14 protein-coding genes are annotated in these 18,657 nt (G+C 69.8%); 4 read left to right on the top strand and 10 right to left on the bottom strand.

Features of this window, described 5'->3' with window-relative positions; translation table 11 throughout:
• The 3 genes from ACFYNU_RS31480 to ACFYNU_RS31470 form a co-directional block, all read left to right on the top strand.
• The coding region (locus tag ACFYNU_RS31480) for a ParA family protein (RefSeq protein WP_388767915.1) at positions 1 to 1,046 on the top strand (1,046 nt) is incomplete at its 5' end.
• Complete coding sequence (locus tag ACFYNU_RS31475; protein ID WP_356595568.1) at positions 1,043 to 2,185, top strand: ParB/RepB/Spo0J family partition protein; 1,143 nt, start codon at positions 1,043 to 1,045, stop codon at positions 2,183 to 2,185. The genes ACFYNU_RS31480 and ACFYNU_RS31475, both read left to right, overlap by 4 nt.
• A 303-nt stretch (positions 2,186 to 2,488) precedes the next feature.
• Complete coding sequence (locus ACFYNU_RS31470; protein WP_356595570.1) at positions 2,489 to 3,106, top strand: GNAT family N-acetyltransferase; 618 nt, start codon at positions 2,489 to 2,491, stop codon at positions 3,104 to 3,106.
• Between the two features lie 107 nt (positions 3,107 to 3,213).
• On the opposite strand, the gene trxA is transcribed toward ACFYNU_RS31470, so the two are convergent.
• The 7 genes from trxA to ACFYNU_RS31435 all read right to left on the bottom strand — a co-directional run bounded on the left by trxA (position 3,214) and on the right by ACFYNU_RS31435 (position 13,256).
• Positions 3,214 to 3,564, bottom strand: a complete 351-nt coding sequence (trxA, locus tag ACFYNU_RS31465; protein WP_356595572.1) for a thioredoxin — start codon at positions 3,562 to 3,564, stop codon at positions 3,214 to 3,216.
• 43 nt (positions 3,565 to 3,607) lie between these two features.
• Positions 3,608 to 4,600, bottom strand: a complete 993-nt coding sequence (trxB, locus tag ACFYNU_RS31460; protein ID WP_356595574.1) for a thioredoxin-disulfide reductase — start codon at positions 4,598 to 4,600, stop codon at positions 3,608 to 3,610.
• A gap of 125 nt (positions 4,601 to 4,725) precedes the next feature.
• Positions 4,726 to 5,646 (bottom strand): zf-HC2 domain-containing protein, encoded by a 921-nt coding sequence (locus tag ACFYNU_RS31455; protein WP_356595576.1) that lies wholly within the window; start codon positions 5,644 to 5,646, stop codon positions 4,726 to 4,728.
• A complete protein-coding gene (gene sigM, locus ACFYNU_RS31450; RefSeq protein ID WP_356595578.1) occupies positions 5,643 to 6,392 on the bottom strand; it encodes an RNA polymerase sigma factor SigM in 750 nt (249 codons plus the stop codon). Before sigM ends, ACFYNU_RS31455 begins: the two co-directional genes overlap by 4 nt.
• Before the next feature lie 28 nt (positions 6,393 to 6,420).
• On the bottom strand, positions 6,421 to 8,214 hold the full coding sequence (locus ACFYNU_RS31445) for a serine/threonine protein kinase (protein WP_356595580.1): 1,794 nt from the start codon (positions 8,212 to 8,214) through the stop codon (positions 6,421 to 6,423).
• Between the two features lie 119 nt (positions 8,215 to 8,333).
• Positions 8,334 to 10,655, bottom strand: coding sequence for a murein biosynthesis integral membrane protein MurJ (murJ, locus tag ACFYNU_RS31440; protein WP_356595582.1), 2,322 nt, complete (start codon positions 10,653 to 10,655; stop codon positions 8,334 to 8,336).
• Positions 10,656 to 10,700: 45 nt separating this feature from the next.
• Entirely contained in the window at positions 10,701 to 13,256 is a 2,556-nt protein-coding gene (locus ACFYNU_RS31435) for a DUF6049 family protein (RefSeq protein ID WP_356595584.1), read from the bottom strand.
• Positions 13,257 to 13,445: 189 nt separating this feature from the next.
• Between ACFYNU_RS31435 and ACFYNU_RS31430 the strand changes: the two genes are divergently transcribed.
• Positions 13,446 to 14,915: a CCA tRNA nucleotidyltransferase gene (locus tag ACFYNU_RS31430; protein ID WP_356595586.1), complete on the top strand. Its 1,470-nt coding sequence runs from the start codon at positions 13,446 to 13,448 to the stop codon at positions 14,913 to 14,915.
• Positions 14,916 to 15,035: 120 nt separating this feature from the next.
• Here ACFYNU_RS31430 and ACFYNU_RS31425 read toward each other — a convergent pair whose 3' ends face one another.
• The 3 genes from ACFYNU_RS31425 to ACFYNU_RS31415 form a co-directional block, all read right to left on the bottom strand.
• Entirely contained in the window at positions 15,036 to 16,301 is a 1,266-nt protein-coding gene (locus ACFYNU_RS31425; RefSeq protein ID WP_356595588.1) for an MFS transporter, read from the bottom strand.
• A 113-nt stretch (positions 16,302 to 16,414) separates the two neighbouring features.
• Complete coding sequence (locus ACFYNU_RS31420; RefSeq protein ID WP_356595590.1) at positions 16,415 to 17,497, bottom strand: inositol-3-phosphate synthase; 1,083 nt, start codon at positions 17,495 to 17,497, stop codon at positions 16,415 to 16,417.
• A gap of 61 nt (positions 17,498 to 17,558) precedes the next feature.
• The gene (locus ACFYNU_RS31415) at positions 17,559 to 18,323 is read right to left on the bottom strand and encodes a PadR family transcriptional regulator (protein ID WP_356595592.1); all 765 of its coding nucleotides are present in this window, start codon (positions 18,321 to 18,323) and stop codon (positions 17,559 to 17,561) included.
• Between the last annotated feature and the right edge of the window lie 334 nt (positions 18,324 to 18,657).

Genomic DNA, 18,657 nt, shown 5'->3' with positions numbered 1-18,657 from the left:
TTTTTTGTTTATTCGGCGCGCCGCCCCCCCCGCGGGGCGCCGGCGCGCGCCGCCCCCCGGCCGCCGGGGGGGGGGGGGGCCGCCCGGGGGTCCACCCCCCCCCCCCCCCCCCCCCCCCCCCGATGGACGACACCCCCATCGGCCGTGCTGCCCAGCTGGCCGTGGAGGCCCTGGGCCGTGCCGGTGAGGGCCTGCCACGCCCCGAGCAGACCCGGGTCATGGTCGTCGCCAACCAGAAGGGTGGCGTCGGCAAGACCACGACCACGGTCAACCTCGCCGCCTCGCTCGCGCTGCACGGCGCGCGCGTCCTCGTGGTCGACCTCGATCCCCAGGGCAACGCCTCCACGGCGCTCGGGATCGATCACCATGCCGAAGTCCCCTCGATCTATGACGTCCTGGTGGAGAGCAAGCCGCTCTCCGAGGTGGTCCAGCCCGTGGTGGACGTCGAAGGTCTCTTCTGCGCGCCCGCCACCATCGACCTCGCCGGTGCGGAGATCGAGTTGGTGTCGCTGGTCGCGCGGGAGAGCCGGCTTCAGCGGGCGATCGAGGCGTACGAGCAGCCGCTGGACTACATCCTGATCGACTGCCCGCCCTCGCTCGGTCTGCTGACCGTCAACGCGCTGGTCGCCGGCGCGGAGGTGCTGATCCCCATCCAGTGCGAGTACTACGCGCTCGAAGGGCTGGGGCAGTTGATCCGGAACGTGGACCTGGTGCGGGCGCATCTGAATCCCACACTGCATGTGTCCACGATTCTGCTCACCATGTACGACGGCAGGACCCGGCTCGCCTCGCAGGTGGCCGACGAGGTCCGCAGCCACTTCGGTGAGGAGGTGCTGCGGACGAGCATCCCCCGCTCGGTCCGCATCTCGGAGGCGCCCAGCTACGGGCAGACGGTCCTGACCTATGATCCGGGTTCCAGCGGCTCCCTGTCGTACCTCGAAGCGGCTCGTGAAATCGCCCTGCGTGGGGTCGGCATGAGCTACGACGTCAAGCATGCCCACGCGATCGGCAACAGTCAGCAGAGCATTTCGGAGGGGACGCAGTGAGCGACCGACGTAGAGGTTTGGGGCGTGGGCTCAATGCGCTGATCCCCGCGGCTCCGCAGGAGAAGCAGCCGGCCTCTGCCGGGGAGACCAACTCCCCCGGACAGGGACCGGTCCTGACGGCCGAGCGGGGTGTCGCTGCGGCCAAGGTGACAACGCTGCCGCAGACGCCCGCTCCGGCGACGGCGGAGATTCCCGCCCAGGACACGCCTGCCCCGTCCGATGTGACGGTGCCGGAAGGCGTGTACTTCGCCGAAGTGCCGATGGACTACATCACGCCGAACCCGCGGCAGCCCCGTGAGGTGTTCGACGAGGACGCGCTGGCCGAGCTGGTCACCTCCATCAAGGAGGTGGGACTGCTCCAGCCCATCGTCGTACGGCAGTTGGGGCCGGAGCGCTTCGAGCTGATCATGGGCGAGCGGCGCTGGAGGGCCTGCCGGGAAGCCGGCCTGGAGCGCATTCCGGCGATCGTCCGGGCCACCGAGGACGAGAAGCTGCTCCTGGACGCGCTGCTGGAGAACCTGCACCGCGCACAGCTGAACCCGCTGGAAGAGGCCGCCGCCTACGACCAGTTGCTCAAGGACTTCCACTGCACGCACGATCAGCTGGCCGACCGGATCGGGCGCTCGCGCCCTCAGGTCTCCAACACGCTGCGGCTGCTGCGGCTCTCGCTCCCCGTGCAGCGCAGGGTCGCCGCCGGTGTGCTGTCGGCCGGGCACGCCAGGGCGCTGCTCTCGGTGGACGACTCGGACGAGCAGGACCGGCTGGCTCATCGCATCGTGGCCGAGGGGCTGTCCGTACGCGCCGTCGAGGAGATCGTGACCTTGATGGGCTCACGGCCGAAGAGCACGCCCCGGTCGAAGGGCCTGCGGGCCGGCGCCCTGCCGTCGCCCGCGCTGAACGATCTGGCCTCCCGGCTGTCGGACCGCTTCGAGACCCGGGTGAAGGTCGACCTGGGCCAGAAGAAGGGGAAGATCACCGTCGAGTTCGCCTCGCTGGTCGATCTGGAGCGCATCCTCGGTACCCTCGCCCCCGGTGAGGGACGCGTTCTCGACCGCGGCCCCGCGGACGAGGACGGGGACCACGCGGACGGTGTGGACGGCCCGGAGCGGTCCAACGGGCTGGAGCCGGACGAGGGCTGACGCCCCGCCCACCGCCATCAGGGCGGGCCGAGTCCGCTACGTGCCGGACACGGCCCGCCCTTTGCCGTCCCCCGGTGTGCGGGGCATCTCTGGGTGGATACGATGCGTTCTGGTATGGCGCATCCACCTTGATCCATCTCAGAGGAAGGGCGGGGCCATGCAATCGGTGAGCCGCAGCCAACTGATGTCAGCTGGACTGGGCCTGGGGGTCGTCGGCGGCTTCGTCGGCAGCCTGCTTCGGGAGCGCAGCGCGCTGACCGCGGCTCGTGGCGCGGCAGGCGCAGGAAGTGAGGAACTGCCTCGATGGGGCGTCGGCTCGTACCGCTCACGCTGGACAACCTTCCCGACCTCCCCCGGCCATGCGGGGAGTGCGTCTTCTGGGAGCTTGATCCGGTAAGGGGGAAAGCGGCGGTAGGAGCGGGCAGGGCCCGGGAGGAGAAGGAGGCCTGGATCTCGGCCGTCCTGCTGGAGTGGGGGTCGTGCGGCCGGCTGGTCTATGTGGACGACGTGCCGGTGGGCTTCGTCCTGTACGCGCCTCCGGCGTATGTGCCGCGTGCCACGGCGTTCCCGACGAGCCCGGTCTCTCCCGACGCCGTACAGCTGATGACCGGCTGGATCATGCCGGGCTATCGGGGACAGGGGCTGGGCCGTGTGATGGTGCAGACCGTCGCCAAGGATCTGCTGCGGCGCGAGTTCAAGGCGATCGAGGCGTTCGGGGACGCGCGGTGGAAGGAGCCGGCCTGTGTGCTTCCGGCGGACCATCTGCTGGCGGTGGGGTTCAAGACCGTACGGACGCATCCCACGTACCCACGGCTGAGGCTTGATCTACGGACGACGCTGTCCTGGAAGGAAGATGTCGAGCACGCGCTGGACAGGCTGCTGGGCGCGGTGAAGAAGGACCCGGCGCTCAGACCGCTCTGAGTGGGGCGCTCGCGCGTCGTCGTGGATATGTGAAACGGGCCCGTCCCCCTGGCCGAGGAGGACGGGCCCGTTTCACGTGAAACATCGCGTGGTGCTCAGTCGCCTGCTTACTTGCTCACCGGCGTACTGCCACTGATGAAGCGCTCCAGGTCGCGCAGGATGGCGGCCTTCGGCTTGGCGCCGACGATGGTCTCGGCGACCTCGCCGTTCTGGTAGACGTGCAGCGTCGGGATGGACATGACGTTGTACTTGGCCGCGGTGGCCGGGTTCTCGTCGATGTTGAGCTTGACGATCTCGATCTTGTCGCCGTGCTCGGCCGCGATGGCCTCGAGAGACGGAGCGATCTGGCGGCACGGTCCGCACCAGGCGGCCCAGAAGTCCACCAGTACGGGCTTGTCGCTCTTCAGGACGTCCTCGTCGAACGAGTCGTCGGTCACATGCTTCAGGTCGCCGGCCACGGCGGCCTCCTAACTTCGTGGGGTGTCGGGTCGGAACTGCTGGTCAGACGGAGGCGGTCTTCTCCGGCTCGGTGCTCTTCTCCGGTTCGGCGGCGTTCTCGCCGTCGGCCAGCGCGGAGAGGAAGCGCTCGGCGTCGAGGGCCGCGGAGCACCCGGTGCCCGCGGCGGTGATCGCCTGTCGGTAGGTGTGGTCGACGACGTCGCCGGCGGCGAAGACACCCGTGAGGTTCGTGCGCGTCGAGGGCGCGTCGACCGTGAGGTAACCCTCGCCGTCGAGGTCGAGCTGGCCCTTGAAGAGCTCGGTACGCGGGTCGTGGCCCACGGCGATGAACAGCCCGGTCACGGGCAGCTCGGACGTCTCACCCGTCTTGGTGTTGCGCAGGGTCAGACCGGTGAGCTTCGGGTCGCCGTGGATCTCCTCGACCGCGCTGTCCCAGGCGAACCGGATCTTCGGGTCGGCGAAGGCGCGGTCCTGCATGGCCTTGGAGGCCCGCAGGCTGTCACGGCGGTGGACGATCGTGACCGACTTGGCGAACCGGGAGAGGAAGGTCGCCTCCTCCATCGCCGTGTCGCCGCCGCCGACCACCGCGATGTCCTGGTCCTTGAAGAAGAACCCGTCACACGTGGCACACCAGGAGACGCCGCGTCCGGAGAGGGCGTCCTCGCGGGGAAGTCCGAGCTTGCGGTGCTGCGAGCCGGTCGTCACGATCACGGCCTTGGCCCGGTGCACCGTGCCCGCCGTGTCGGTGACCGTCTTGATCTCCCCGGTGAGGTCGACCGAGATGACATCGTCCGGGACGAGCTCGGCGCCGAACCGCTCTGCCTGCGCCCGCATGTTGTCCATCAGGTCGGGACCCATGATGCCGTCGCGGAAGCCGGGGAAGTTCTCCACATCAGTGGTGTTCATCAGCGCGCCACCCGCGGTGACGGCACCCTCGAACACGAGGGGATGCAGCGACGCGCGTGCGGTGTAGAGCGCAGCCGTGTACCCGGCCGGCCCGGAGCCGATGATGATCACATTACGGACGTCGCTCACGGGTTTCTTCCTCGTCTCTGAAGACTGCCTGCTACTGCCGACGGGGCGGTTCAGGACTCTCACCCCACCCAACGGATCCTACGGGCCTCGCATTCCCGCGAGGTCCGGCGGCGCCGGGCAGTCGGTCAGCGGCGGGGATAGCTCTGCGAGAGCAGGAGTTCACCCTTGACGGGCGGGACGTTGTCGACGCACGCGGCGTCAATGACATACGCCTCCACCAAGTCGCCGTCGGTGGGGTCCGAGAGGACCAGCAGGAAGGCGTCCGTGCCCTCGTACGTGCCCCTCTCGGCGGCGAGCGGTGAGTCCGTGCGGCCCGTTCCCTGCTGGATGCAGGGCGGCACCTGCTGCATCAGCCGGGGGGACGCCGACGTGCTGGGCGCTGTCTTGGTGGAGTCCTGGCCTTCGGCCACATGCGGCTCGCCGGTGGCGGGGGCGGGCTTCAGCAGCGAGTGGACCTTCTCCTCGATCCCGGTGCCCGAGAACGCGGCACCGGCGCTCTTGGCCGACGTCGCTCCCGCGTCGCTCTTGTAGGAGTCTCCCCCGGAGAGCGACAACGTCTGGAACAGCAGAACGCTCACGCCGATCGCCGCCGTACCGAAGACCGAGCCGAGGATGGCACCGCGCCGACGGCGCTGCCGCCGGGTGCGGCCGGGGCCGGTGGCAGCCCGGGGGTGCCCTGCGGGGCGGTCGGCCCGGTCCGTCCGAGGAGCGTCAGTGGTGGACGTGGCGGCGGGCGATGTTTCACGTGAAACATCGGCGGTGTCGTCCGGTGTGAGCTCGTCCGGTGCGGTCGCGCTCAGCAGAGCCTCGGCGGCCAGGGCGGCGTCGATCCGCGCGGCCACATCGGCGGGCATACGCGGCGGGCCGGGCAGCGAGCCCAGCAGTCCGCGGATCTCCTCCAGCGACTCGTACACATCGGCGCACAGCGAGCACCCGTCGAGATGCTCGCGCACCTCGGCGCTCCGCCCGGGGGAGAGCAGGCCTTCCGTGAGGTCGGAGATCTCCGAGACGTCCGGGTGCTCGGTCGTGCCGGTTTCGGTTGTCACGCGCGCCCACCTCCTCCCTTCACGGCGGCAGGACCTTGTGGTCCCGCGTCTGGTCCGGTCTCCGGCCCTGTGTCCGGTCCTCTGTTCGGGGGTCCCGGCTCCGATGGGACGGATGTCCCCGGCGTCCGGTTCCTTTGTGGTCCCAGACCGCCTCTCTCGCCGGTGCCGCCGCTGCTCTCCCGCAGATGGGCGAGCATCGGCAGGAGTCTCGCCCGCCCCCGCGCGCAGCGGCTCTTTATCGTCCCCACGGGTACGTCGAGGACCTGTGCGGCCTCCGCCACGGGATACCCCTGCATGTCGACCAGGACCAGCGCGGCCCGCTGGTCGGGGGGCAGCTTGGCCAGGGCGACGAGAAGCTGGCGGTGGAGGTCCTGACGCTGGGCGGGGGCCTCGGCCGACTCGTGCGGTTCGAGAAGCTGCTCCAGACGCTCCGTGTCGTCCACGGGGGAGGTCTTGCGGGAGGCGGCCTTCCTCGCACGGTCGAGACAGGCGTTGACGGTGATGCGGTGCAGCCAGGTCGTGACGGCGGACTGGCCGCGGAAGGTGTGCGCGGCGCGGAAGGCGGACACGAGCGCGTCCTGCACGGCGTCCGCGGCTTCCTCGCGGTCTCCCAGCGTGCGCAGCGCCACGGCCCAGAGGCGGTCGCGGTGGCGTCGTACGAGCTCACCGAAGGCGTCAGGATCCCCGTCGACATGACGCGCCAGGAGGTCCTGGTCGTTCAGGTCGCCGAGTGCGGCGTCTTCCAACGGTGAGCCCCCTCCCCTGGTCCGCGGGTCAGCCTATGACCTTGATCTCCGAGATTCCGCCGCGGAACTCGTTCGCGGACTCCGGAGCCAGTTCCGTGATGTGGATCAGTACGTATCTGGTTCTGACGGGCTTGTCCAGGGCCGCCTTCACATTGCTGCCGGTCTGCCCCAGTTCGGTGAGGCGCTGGGAGAAGTCCGACAGAGCAGCCGGCGAGGAGGCGTCCTCACCGGCGGCGAGGACCTGGACCTTCTGGCCGCCGCGGTACATGGCGACATCGACGCCGTACACATCCTGCACGCTGCCGAGATCGACGACTATCCCGCTGCCGCCCTTGCGGTTGGGGAGATTGCCGTAGTTCGCGTACCCGGTGTACTTCGGGGTGATCCAGGCGGTGCCGTTGTTGCCGTCCGTGGCCAGGTGGACGTCCTCGGCCTTCACACCGTCACCGTCGGGCGCGAACACCGAGGCGTCGGAGATCTTCAGATCCTTCGGCGTCCGGGGCGGGGGCTTCTCCTGCTCGCCCTCCGTCGACTGGGACTGTGTCGTCTCGTCCCCGTCCGAGCGGTTGAGCAGATGGTCGGCGACCTGCCAGCTGGCGAGCCCCAGCACGGCGATGAGGAGCGCGGAGACCGTCCACTTCAGCGCCTTTCCGGTACGGCTCTGGAGGGGCGGTGGCGGGACGGGCACGGGCTGCGGGGCGGGCGCGCCGATGGGCCGGGTGGCGGGGCGCGCGTACGAGCCCTGCTGGTAGGTGGTGCGCTGGTACTCGGGCGGCGCGGCGAACGTGGGCTCCGGGGGGCGGACACGCGGCATCTCGGCGACGGCCTTGGCCAGTTCGTCCGGCGTGGTGCAGGGCGGGTCCTGCCGCGAGGCGGTGGCGCCCTCGTTGACCAGGGCACGCATGGCCAGCTCGGACAGACCTCGGTGGACCCCGGCGCGTACCTGGTCCGGGGGGATCAGACCGACGCCCTTCGGCAGCCCCGCGAGGCCGTACGCGTCCGTCTCGTACGGCCAGCGGTGGGTCAGCGCCGCGTACAGGAGCGCGCCGATCGCCTCGGTGTCGGTGCGCTGCGGGCGCTCCGCGCTGATGCCGCGCAGGGCCGCGTTCACGGCGAGGCCGCGGATCCGGTACTGGCCGGTGGAGCTGCGCAGGACGGCTCCGGGCGTCAGCTTCAGATGGGCCAGGCCCTCGCGGTGCGCGGCGGCCATCGCCTGGGAGAGCTGGCTGACGAGCTGGTAGGCGTCGTGGGCCTCCATGGGGCCCGCGGCGAGGATCGCGGTCAGTTCCGTCGCGTCGGGCAGCCATTCGTGGACGACGTAGACGAGGTCGTTCTCCTCGACGGCGTCGAGGACCTGGACGAAGCGGGGGTCGCCGAGGAGGGCGGAGGAGCGGGCCGCGGCCAGTACGGAGCGGGCTCGCGGGTGGTCGGCGGGCAGGAGGTGCACACCGACGGCGCGGCGCAGTTTCTCGTCGACCGCGCGCCAGCTGCTGAATCCGTCCAGACGGGTGATGCACTCCTCAAGGCGGTAGCGTCTGGCGAGCTTGTGGCCGCTGTGGAGTTCGGGGGCGGCCACGGTCGGCCGGGGCTCCTGGCGCTTTCCGTCGCCCGGTCCCGCCGTGTCCTCGTCCCCGGTTTTCGCCGGCTTCTCGGCGTCGGGCGCTGCCGCCTTCTTCGGTTCGGACTCCCCGGTCTGCTCGTCCTCTGTCGCGTTCTGGGCCTTCGCCACCCCGTCGGTGGTGGCCTTCTCCGCCTGGGCGGCCGGCGGTTCGTCACCGCTGTTGTCGGCCACCTCGACGGCAGCCGTGCTCCGTTCCGCCACCGTCGCTCCTGCCTCCCCATCCGTTGCGCACTGTCCAACAGCCACGCCAATTGTGCCCACAGTTGGACGCTATGCACGACACACGGCGGCCGACGATGGTTGTGCTCGGGCGCCGCGCGCTAGCGTCCGAGGCGGCCTCTGACCATTCCGACCAAGGCGTTCATCTCTTCGATACGCAGTTTTCGCGCGACGACGAAGAAGCCGCCCAGCAGGACGATTCCGCCGACCGCCAGCGCGGCGAACGAGCCCAGTACCTCGCTGCCGAGCTTCTCCAGCACGAAGTAGGCGACCGCGCCGGCGGCGATCGTGCCGGGTACGGACGCCAGGCAGAGCCGGGCGTAGGTACGCAGTACGTGAGAGCCGTCCAGATCGCCTCCCAGCACCTTCTTGAGCCTGCGCCAGGCGATGCCCACGCCGACGGCGTAGGCGAGGCCGTACGAGGCGGCCATGCCCACGACAGCCCAGCGCGAGGGCAGGACGACGAAGCAGACGGCCGAGGCGGCGGCGTTCACGGCGGCCACGATGACCGTGTTGTAGAAGGGAGTTCGGGTGTCCTCGTACGCGTAGAAGGCGCGCAGCACCACGTACTGCACGGAGAACGGGATCAGACCGAGACCGAACGCCATCAGCATGTAGCCCATGGAGCGCGCCGACTCGATGCCGGAGGAGCCGAAGATCAGGGTGCACATCGGGATGCCGAGGGCGACGAAACTGAAGGCGACGGGGACGATCGCGACGGCCGAGTTGCGCAGGCCCTGCGAGATGTCGTCGCGTACGGCTCCGGTGTCGCCGTCGTGCGCCGAGCGGGAGAGCCGGGGCAGCAGGGCCGCCATGACCGAGACGGTGATGATGGCCTGCGGCATGCCCCAGATCAGCTGGGCGTTGGAGTAGGCGATGTAACCCGCGCCCTGGGTGCCCGAGTCGACGCCCGCCGCCGTGGAGAGCTGCGAGACGACGAGCACGCCCGCCTGGTTGGCGAGGACGAACAGCACGGTCCACTTGGCGAGCTTGGCGGCCTTGCCGAGGCCGTGGCCGCGCCAGTCGAAGCGCAGCCGGATCCGGAAGCCGGTCTCCCGGAGGTAGGGGATCATCGCGAGGGCCTGGACGGTGAGACCGAGCACCACGCCGACACCGAGCAGGCGTTCCGCCTCGGGCGGGATCGACGCGACCGTCATCCCGGAGTCCTCGGCGGCGCCGTACACCCAGATGAACATGACGAGGGTGGCGATGATGATGATGTTGTTGAGGACCGGGGTCCACATCATCGCGCCGAACCTGCCGCGGGCGTTGAGGATCTGTCCCATCACCACGTGCACGCCCATGAAGAAGATGGTGATCAGGCAGTAGCGCACGAAGGTGACGGCGACGTCGTTGGCCGCCGGGTTGTCGGCGATGCTCACCGACATCAGGCGCACCAGCAGCGGGGCGGCGAGCACCGAGAGCGCGGTGAGTGTGCCGAGGATGACGATGACCAGGGTGAGCAGGCGGTTCGCGTACGCCTCGCCGCCATCCTCGTCGTCCTTCATCGCGCGGATGAGCTGCGGGACGAAGACCGAGTTGAGGCCGCCGCCGATGGTCAGGATGTAGATCATCGTCGGCAGGGTGATGGCGAGCTGGAAGGTGTCGCCGAGCGTGGCGGCGCCGAGCGCGGCCACGATCAGGGCAGAGCGCACGAAGCCGGTGAGCCGGGAGACGAGCGTGCCCGCCGCCATCACCGCGCTGGACTTCAGCAGTCCCGAGGCCCGTCCGCCGGCCTTCTTCGCCGGCGCCGGCGCCGGGGCCGCCTCGGGGGTGGCGGCCGGCGGCCGGCCTGTCCCCTGCTGGTCGCGGAAGAGGTGCGCGAAGGCGTCGGGCTCCTGCTCGTCGGTACGGGCCCGGGTCACCAGCTCGTCGACGCCCATGAACTGTGTGGTGCGCGCGTCGTCCCCGAACGGAAGGTGGCGTGAGGGGCCGTCGGGCTCCGGCGGCGGGGGCTGCGCCCAGACGCGCGGATCCGGGGCGTACTGCTGCACCGGCGGCTGCTGGTAGAGCGGCGTCGTCTCCGGATAGGTGCCGGGAGGCGGCGGCGGATGCGCGGCGCGGTCGTACAGCGCCTCGGACACCGGGTCCTGCGCCGAGAGGTCCTGCGCGCGGTAGGGATCGGGGTGGTAGGCGTCCTGGACGTACGGATCCTGGGCGTAGGCGTCCTGGCCGTACTGCTCCGGGCTGTACGGGGCCTGGGCGTACGGCGGTTGGGCGTGGGGGGGCTGGGCGTACGGATTCTGGGTGTAGGGACCCTGGGCGTGCGGGCCCTGGGCGTACGGACCGCCCTGGTACGGATCCGGCGTCGCGGGGTCGGGCACGGTGGCGTTGGGGTCGGCTGCGGGGGGTCCCGGCGGAACATGCCCTGCCGGATCGCCGCCAGGACCTTGCCCGCGGTCACCGTCGTACGGCGCGTTCATGGTTTACCCCACCTCATCGTCCCCGGCCGGCCGGCCACGACATCCTCAACGGTCCACTTTCTCACCCTTGCCCGACGGGTCCCCGCTTTCCGGACGGGTGTCCGGGGTCGGGTCACTCGGCTGCCCGGGTTCGGCGCCGTTGATGTCTGCGGGAATCTTCTCCGCCGAGGGCGGAGCGGCGGGTGCCGGTTCCGGTTCCGGAGCCGGTTCCACGTCGGTGTCGGCGGCGTCCCCGGAACCGTCCTCGGAGCCGTCGCCGTGGGTGTCGCTCTGCTCGGCGCTCCCGTCGGCGGCCTCGTCGGAGTCGGAGTCGGCGTCGGTGTCACCGGCCTCCGCGGCCTCCGCCGCGGCCTTGTCCTCCGCCGCCTTCGCCGCGACCGCCCGCTTGCGCTGGCTGTACATCTTGACCCCGGCCAGGACGAGCAGCAGCACACCGCCGGCGATGACGAGCATCACGGTGGGAGTCAGCTCGGAGACCCGGACCTGGAACGTCATGGGGTCGCCGTAGGGCCGGCCGTCGGAGGTGTAGAGCTGCGCCGTGAGGCCCACGGGCCCGTTGGCGTTGGCGTCGCCGGTGAACTTCACCACCTGGGTGTGTCCGCCGTCGATCCTGATCGTCTGCTGGGCGACGGCGCTGCCGTCGTCCAGCTTCAGACGGGTCTTGTTCGTGGATTGAAGACGCAGGACGAGGTGGTCGACACCTTGCAGCAGCTGGTTCTGGACCGTCACCGGGATGGTCGCGCTGCGTCCGGACAGGGTCAGCTCCGACTTCTGGATGAGCTGGACCTCGTTGGTGAGGCTCACCAGATAGCGGTTCACCGCGCCCCGGTACTCCCTGGCACCCGTCGCGTCGCCCCGCCAGGACGTCGAGAGCGCCCGGTTGACGGCGTTGGCGAACGGCGTCGCCACCCGGTCGGGGAGGGTCAGGATGGCCTTGAACTTCCCGAGCCGCTCGTCGATCCCCTTGATCTCCTCGAACGCCGACGGGGGCAGCTCCTGGTCACGGAGCCTGTCCGGATACCGCGTGGCGCCGGGCACCTTGGTCGTGGCGTTCGTGTCGGGCTTGGCGGCGGCTGCGGCGACCAGGTCGGACGACTGGGTCCAGCGCTGCCCGTCCAGCCCCTGGAGGGCGCGGGCCATGGACTGCGCCTGGCTGGCCGACGGCGTCCGCTGCGGGGCGACGACGATGTTGCGCTGCTTCGAGGAGTCCTGGAGGGTCACGGCCAGCGACTGGGCGAGGAACTTCTGGACCGCCAGCGTGGAACTGCCCGCCGTGGTCAGGTCGCCTTCGAAGGCCGTGGACAGCCGGGTGTCGCTGACGACGGCCGTCGTACCGCCGCCGATGGGCCGTGCCGCGCTGGCCGTGTACGGCAGGTTGTCCTCGATGCTGTCGCTGCGCGAGATCACCTTGTCGGCGCCGGCGGAGGTCGCCACATCGACGATCGACGGATCGACGGCGCCGTTCACCGGCCAGGCGAAGTCGGTGGCGGGCTGCACATGGAGGATGGACTCGACGGTCACCGTCGCCACCTCGCTGGAGCCCTGGAGATGGCCGAGGGTGCCGGACACGTTCTCGCCGCCGTGGGCCAGGGACGCCAGATCCGGGTCACCGAAGGGCAGGGCGACGATATGGGGATTGTCCTGGACCGCCTTCTCCAGGGAGTTGAGCCAGCTCCTGGCCACGAGCTGGTTCTTGCCCGCGACCGTGGAGTTGCCGTCCCGGACGCGGTACGGCTCGGTCATCGCCGCGATCGTGGCGAGCAGATCCGGGTCGACGACCCAGGTGACGGGGAGCTGGCTGCCCAGGGAGACGAGTTGCTCCAGCCGGCCGCCGGGGGCCAGCTCCTCGGCCAGGTCGTCGTTCTCGAAGACGGGGGTCTGCTGGTCGTCCGAGCCCGTCTCCGCTGAGACGTGGGAGGTGGAGATCAGCGGCCAGAGGTAGGTGAACTTCGTCCTGGTGTCGACCGCCTCCGGCTGCCACGGCAGGAACGTCCGCCGGACGCCGAGGGTGTGGTCGTACGGCTCGGCCGCCGTCCGCCCCGTGAGCGTCACACCGAGCTGGTAGACACCGTCCGCCCCCAGGCCGAGCTTGCTCACCGGCACCGACAGGGCGAAGTCGTGGCTGATGCCCGACGCGAGCTTCTTGAACTCGACCTTGTACTTGCCGCCCACCGGCAGCGGGTCGTACGTGGTGTCGTTGGAACGCTCGACCGCGTCGTCGATGGCGGTCCGGCCGGTCAGCTGCGGTCCCACCCGGAGATCGACCTGGGCGTCGGTGACCGGCTTCTTGCTCTTGTTGGTCACCGTCCCGGAGATCGTGAGGGTGTCGCCCTTCGTCGGCGCGCTGGGCGCCAGGGTGTCGAGCGCGATGGCGACCGTGCTCGGCCCGGACGGCTCGGCCGTGGTGTTCGCCGGGGACGCCGTGACGGGCTCTGTGGCGGCCGTCGAGGGGGTCGGGACGGCCGCGGTCGCCTGCGGAGCCGCGAGGCCCCCCAGTAGCCCGGCCAGGAGCGGCACCCCTGCGGCCACGGCGCCGGTGCGCCCCAGCCATCGGCGGGCAGGAGAGTGCTTCATCCCCTGGATGTCTGCCGCCTCGGCCACGCGCCCGCCCGTCCCTCGTCGTCGTCAATGGTCGTCGTCGATTGTGCGTCCACGCATGGTAACGATGTGCGCTGTGACGAAGTGCCGGGGACCGACCCTCATGATCGGAAGAATCTCATGGGTCGACGCAAACCCGTGCACCGGAAACTCGGACGCCGCGGCCGACCGGGGCACGTACCCTTTTCTGTTGTGCCGAACGCCAACGAAGAGACTCCCCTTGCACTGAGTCAGGTGCAGCGCCGCGCGGTCAGCGAACTGCTGCGGGTGTCCCCTGTCGCCGACGACCTCGCCCACCGGTTCCAGGAGGCGGGCTTCACCCTGGCCCTGGTCGGGGGCTCGGTGAGGGACGCCCTCCTCGGTCGCCTCGGCAACGACCTCGACTTCACGACCGACGCCAGGCCCGACGACGTGCTGAAGATCGTCCGGCCCTGGGCGGATTCGGTGTGGGAGGTCGGGATCGCGTTCGGCACGGTCGGCGTCCAGAAGGAGGGCCGGGTCGGCGACGAGCGGCAGGACTTCCAGATCGAGGTCACCACCTACCGCTCCGAGGCCTACGACCGCACGTCGCGCAAGCCCGAGGTGTCGTACGGGGACTCCATCGAGGACGACCTGGTGCGCCGTGACTTCACCGTCAACGCGATGGCCGTCGCGCTGCCGCAGAAGGAGTTCATCGATCCGCACGGGGGGCTCCAGGACCTCGCGGCCGGTGTGCTGCGCACGCCCGGCACCCCCGAGGCGTCCTTCTCCGACGACCCGCTGCGCATGCTCAGGGCCGCGCGCTTCGCCGCGCAGCTCGACTTCGAGGTCGCCCCGGACGTCGTCGCCGCGATGACGGCCATGGCCGAGCGGATCGAGATCGTCTCGGCGGAGCGCGTACGGGAGGAGCTGAACAAGCTGATCCTCTCCGGCCATCCGCGCAAGGGCCTGGCGCTGCTGGTCGACACCGGCCTCGCGGAGCGCGTACTGCCCGAGCTGCCCGAGCTGCGGCTGGAGAGCGACGAGCATCACCGGCACAAGGATGTGTACGAACATTCGCTGACCGTTCTGGAGCAGGCCATCGACCTGGAGGAGAACGGGCCGGACCTGGTGCTGCGGCTGGCCGCGCTGCTCCATGACATCGGCAAGCCCCGGACACGGCGGTTCGAGAAGGACGGCGGGGTCTCCTTCCACCACCACGAGGTCGTGGGGGCCAAGCTGGCCAAGAAGCGGATGACCGCGCTCAAGTACTCCAACGAGCTGGTGAAGGACGTCTCACGGCTGGTGGAGCTGCATCTGCGCTTCCACGGTTACGGGACCGGCGAGTGGACCGACTCGGCGGTGCGGCGGTACGTACGCGATGCCGGCCCGCTGCTGGACCGGCTGCACAAGCTGACCCGCTCGGACTGCACCACCCGTAACAAGCGCAAGGCGGCGGCGCTCTCGCGGGCGTACGACGGTCTTGAGGAGCGGATCGCGCAGTTGCAGGAGCAGGAGGAGTTGGACTCCATCCGGCCCGACCTGGACGGCAACCAGATCATGGAGACGCTGGGTGTCGGTCCGGGGCCGGTGATCGGGGCCGCGTACAAGTTCCTGCTGGAGCTACGGCTGGAGAACGGGCCGATGGAGCGCGATGACGCGGTGAGCGCGCTGAAGGAGTGGTGGGCCGCCCAGCAGAGCTGAGGCGAGTCCGAGACCGTCGCGCCGGTCGATGTTTCACGTGAAACATCCACCGGCGGTGGCAGAGTGGGGGGCGATGTTTCACGTGAAACATTGCCCCCCTTCTTCATGCCGCTTCCTCTGCTATTTCTTCGCGAGCTTCTTCCAGCGGAACAGCCCCGCCGCGACCGCCGCGTAGAGCACCGCCACGCCGAGCACGAGGGGCGCCGAGCGGCCGTCCGGCGGCAGCATCAGCGCTGCCACCCCCGCCGCGCCCACGAAAGCGACGTTGAACAGCACGTCGTAGAGGGAGAAGATCCGTCCCCGGTACGCGTCGTCCACCGACGTCTGCACCACCGTGTCCGTCGCGATCTTGGCGCCCTGCGTGATCAGACCGAGGACGAACGCGGCGACGAGCATCGGGGCGGGCGCGAAGGCCAGCCCCAGCGCCGGCTCCAGCACGGCCGCCGACGCGGCGCACGTCACCATCCAGCCGAACGAGCCGAGGCGCCCGACCGCCGACGGTGTGACCACGGCGGCGACGAAGAAGCCCGCACCCGAGACGCCGAGCGCCACGCCCAGCAGGGCGAGCCCGTTCTCCTCGGAGAGCGACCAGGCGTAGCGGCAGAGCATCAGCACCATCACCGTCAGCGCCCCGTAGCAGAAGCGCATCAGTGTCATCGCGATCAGCGCGACCGCCGCGTCACGCCGCTCGGCCAAATGGCGCAGCCCGGCTCCGAGACCGCGGGCGGTGGACGCGAGGGCGACCCTCAGCCGCGGCTGGACCAGTCCCGGATCGGGGCCGAGGAGATCGCGCGCCATGGTGACGGAGGCCAGCGCCGAGCACAGATAGAGCGCGGCGCCCACCAGCACCACGGCGGCGTCGGAGTCGGACAGGAGCAGCCGCACCAGGAAGGCGAGCCCGCCGCCCGCGGTGGCGGCGAGCGTACCGGCCGTCGGGGAGAGGGAGTTGGCGACGACCAGACGCTCGTCCTCGACGACGCGGGGCAGCGCGGCCGAGAGTCCGGCGAGTACGAACCGGTTGACGGCGGTCACGGCCAGCGCGGAGGCGTAGAAGAGCCAGTCCGGCAGGGAGCTGAGGATCAGTACGGCGGTGCAGGCGGCCAGCAGGGCGCGCAGCAGATTGCCGTACAGGATGATCTGGCGCCGCCGCCAGCGGTCGAGCAGCACTCCCGCGAACGGGCCGATGAGGGAGTAGGGCAGCAGCAGCACCGCCATGGCCGACGCGATGGCGCCGGGGGTGGTCTGCTTCTCGGGGGAGAACACGACGTGCGCGGCCAGCGCGACCTGGAAGACTCCGTCGGCCGCCTGCGAGAGCAGACGCACGGTCAGCAGACGGCGGAAGTCGGGCAGACGCAGGAGCACGCGCAGATCGCGTACGACAGACATGTGGATCAGAGTCACACACAGCAGGTGCGCCACACGCGAAGGGTCCCCGGACGGCTGCCCGGGGACCCTTCGTCGTCGCGTGTACGGGGGAGAACCATGCTCCCCCGACGGGTCTAGCGCTCGACCTCGCCCTGGATGAACTTCTCGACGTTCTCGCGGGCCTCGTCGTCGAAGTACTGCACCGGCGGGGACTTCATGAAGTACGAGGACGCGGAGAGGATCGGGCCGCCGATGCCGCGGTCCTTGGCGATCTTCGCGGCGCGCACGGCGTCGATGATGACACCGGCGGAGTTCGGGGAGTCCCAGACCTCCAGCTTGTACTCCAGGTTCAGCGGGACGTCGCCGAACGCGCGGCCTTCGAGGCGGACGTACGCCCACTTGCGGTCGTCCAGCCACGCCACGTAGTCCGAGGGGCCGATGTGGACGTTGTCGGCGCCCAGGTCGCGGTCCGGGATCTGCGAGGTGACGGCCTGCGTCTTGGAGATCTTCTTCGACTCCAGACGCTCGCGCTCCAGCATGTTCTTGAAGTCCATGTTGCCGCCGACGTTCAGCTGCATCGTGCGGTCCAGGACCACACCGCGGTCCTCGAACAGCTTCGCCATCACGCGGTGCGTGATCGTGGCGCCGACCTGCGACTTGATGTCGTCACCGACGATCGGGACGCCGGCCTCGGTGAACTTGTCCGCCCACTCCTTCGTACCGGCGATGAAGACCGGGAGGGCGTTGACGAAGGCGACCTTGGCGTCGATGGCGCACTGCGCGTAGAACTTCGCGGCGGCCTCGGAACCGACGGGCAGGTAGCAGACCAGGACGTCGACCTGCTTGTCCTTGAGGGTCTGGACGATGTCGGCCGGCGTCTCGTCCGACTCCTCGATCGTCTCGCGGTAGTACTTGCCCAGACCGTCGTAGGTGTGGCCGCGCTGGACGGTCACGCCCGAGTTCGGGACGTCGCAGATCTTGATGGTGTTGTTCTCGCTGGCACCGATGGCGTCCGCGAGGTCGAGACCGACCTTCTTGGCGTCGACGTCGAACGCGGCGACGAACTCCACGTCACGCACGTGGTACTCGCCGAACTGAACGTGCATCAGGCCGGGCACCTTGCCGGCCGGATCGGCGTCCTTGTAGAACTCGACGCCCTGCACCAGCGAGGCGGCACAGTTGCCCACGCCGACAATGGCTACGCGAACGGAACCCATCCTGGTTGCTCCCTGTGTGTGATCTCAATGTTGCGATGAAGCCCCGCGCTGTTGCGGAACCTCATGAGGTGGTGTCCCCGGACGGATCCGGCGGGCCGGGGGCTTCCGGAGGCGAACCTCCGGAAGCACCCCGGGGCCGGGGCAGGCCGTCAGAGTCTCCCGTGGTGTTGCTGTTGGTCGTGCCGCCCGTCGCGCCGCTCGGAGCGCTCCGCGACGGACCGTCCCCCTGAGGGGTGGGACTGTCCGGGCCGGGTCGTCGCTGATCCCGTCCCGCCCGCTCGCTCTCGATCAGCTCGTTGAGCCAGCGCACTTCGCGCTCCACGGACTCCATTCCGTGCCGCTGAAGTTCGAGCGTGTAGTCGTCGAGCCGTTCCCGGGTACGGGCCAGGGAGGCGCTCATCTTCTCCAGCCGCTCCTCCAGCCGGCTGCGACGGCCCTCCAGCACGCGCATCCGTACCTCGCGCTCCGTCTGTCCGAAGAAGGCGAAGCGGGCGGCGAAGTGCTCGTCCTCCCAGGCATCGGGGCCGGCCTGCGACAGCAGCTCCTCGAAGTGCTCCTTGCCCTCCGCCGTGAGCCGGTAGACGATCTTGGCGCGGCGGCCCGCGAGTGACGCGGCGAGCGCCTCCTCGGGGGCGCTTCCCGGCTCCTCGATCAACCAGCCGCTGGCGACCAGCGTCTTGAGGCAGGGATACAGCGTCCCGTAGCTGAAGGCCCGGAAGATCCCCAGCGAGGTGTTGAGCCGCTTCCGCAGCTCGTAGCCGTGCATCGGAGACTCGCGCAGCAGACCCAGGACGGCGAACTCAAGGATGCCCGAGCGTCTGCTCACTGCTCGCCTCCTCCGCCCTTCTGGCCGCTTATGCCGTCCCGATGTATCGAGTCGATACATCGGGACGATAGAACACCGATGCTCATGGGACAAGAGGGGCCATCGTGAACGGCGTCACATCAACGATTCACAGCGTGTAACTTGCCTGGTTTGGGATGAAGTTCAGTTCTGGGAGGGGTTTGACCCTGCGTAGTCTGTGCGCCATGCAGACCACCGGGAACCGCGTGACGTGTGAGAGCGTCATCGTTCTGGATGCATGCTGGATGAGCCCTACGGCGGGTACATCCGTATTCATTTCGGGGGGACCGGAACTCAACTGCCGCTTCCAGGCGTA

Origin of the sequence: Streptomyces sp. NPDC006643 (assembly GCF_042870175.1) — a bacterium.
GTDB lineage: Bacteria > Actinomycetota > Actinomycetes > Streptomycetales > Streptomycetaceae > Streptomyces.
This window is presented reverse-complemented; position numbering and strand designations above follow the sequence as displayed.

Bases quoted from the DNA above. Each gene is read 5' to 3' on its own strand.
- ACFYNU_RS31420 (WP_356595590.1), bottom strand. From the start codon at position 17,497: ATGGGTTCCGTTCGCGTAGCCATTGTCGGCGTGGGCAACTGTGCCGCC.
- ACFYNU_RS31470 (WP_356595570.1), top strand. From the start codon at position 2,489: ATGGGGCGTCGGCTCGTACCGCTCACGCTGGACAACCTTCCCGACCTC.
- ACFYNU_RS31425 (WP_356595588.1), bottom strand. From the start codon at position 16,301: ATGTCTGTCGTACGCGATCTGCGCGTGCTCCTGCGTCTGCCCGACTTC.
- murJ (WP_356595582.1), bottom strand. From the start codon at position 10,655: ATGAACGCGCCGTACGACGGTGACCGCGGGCAAGGTCCTGGCGGCGAT.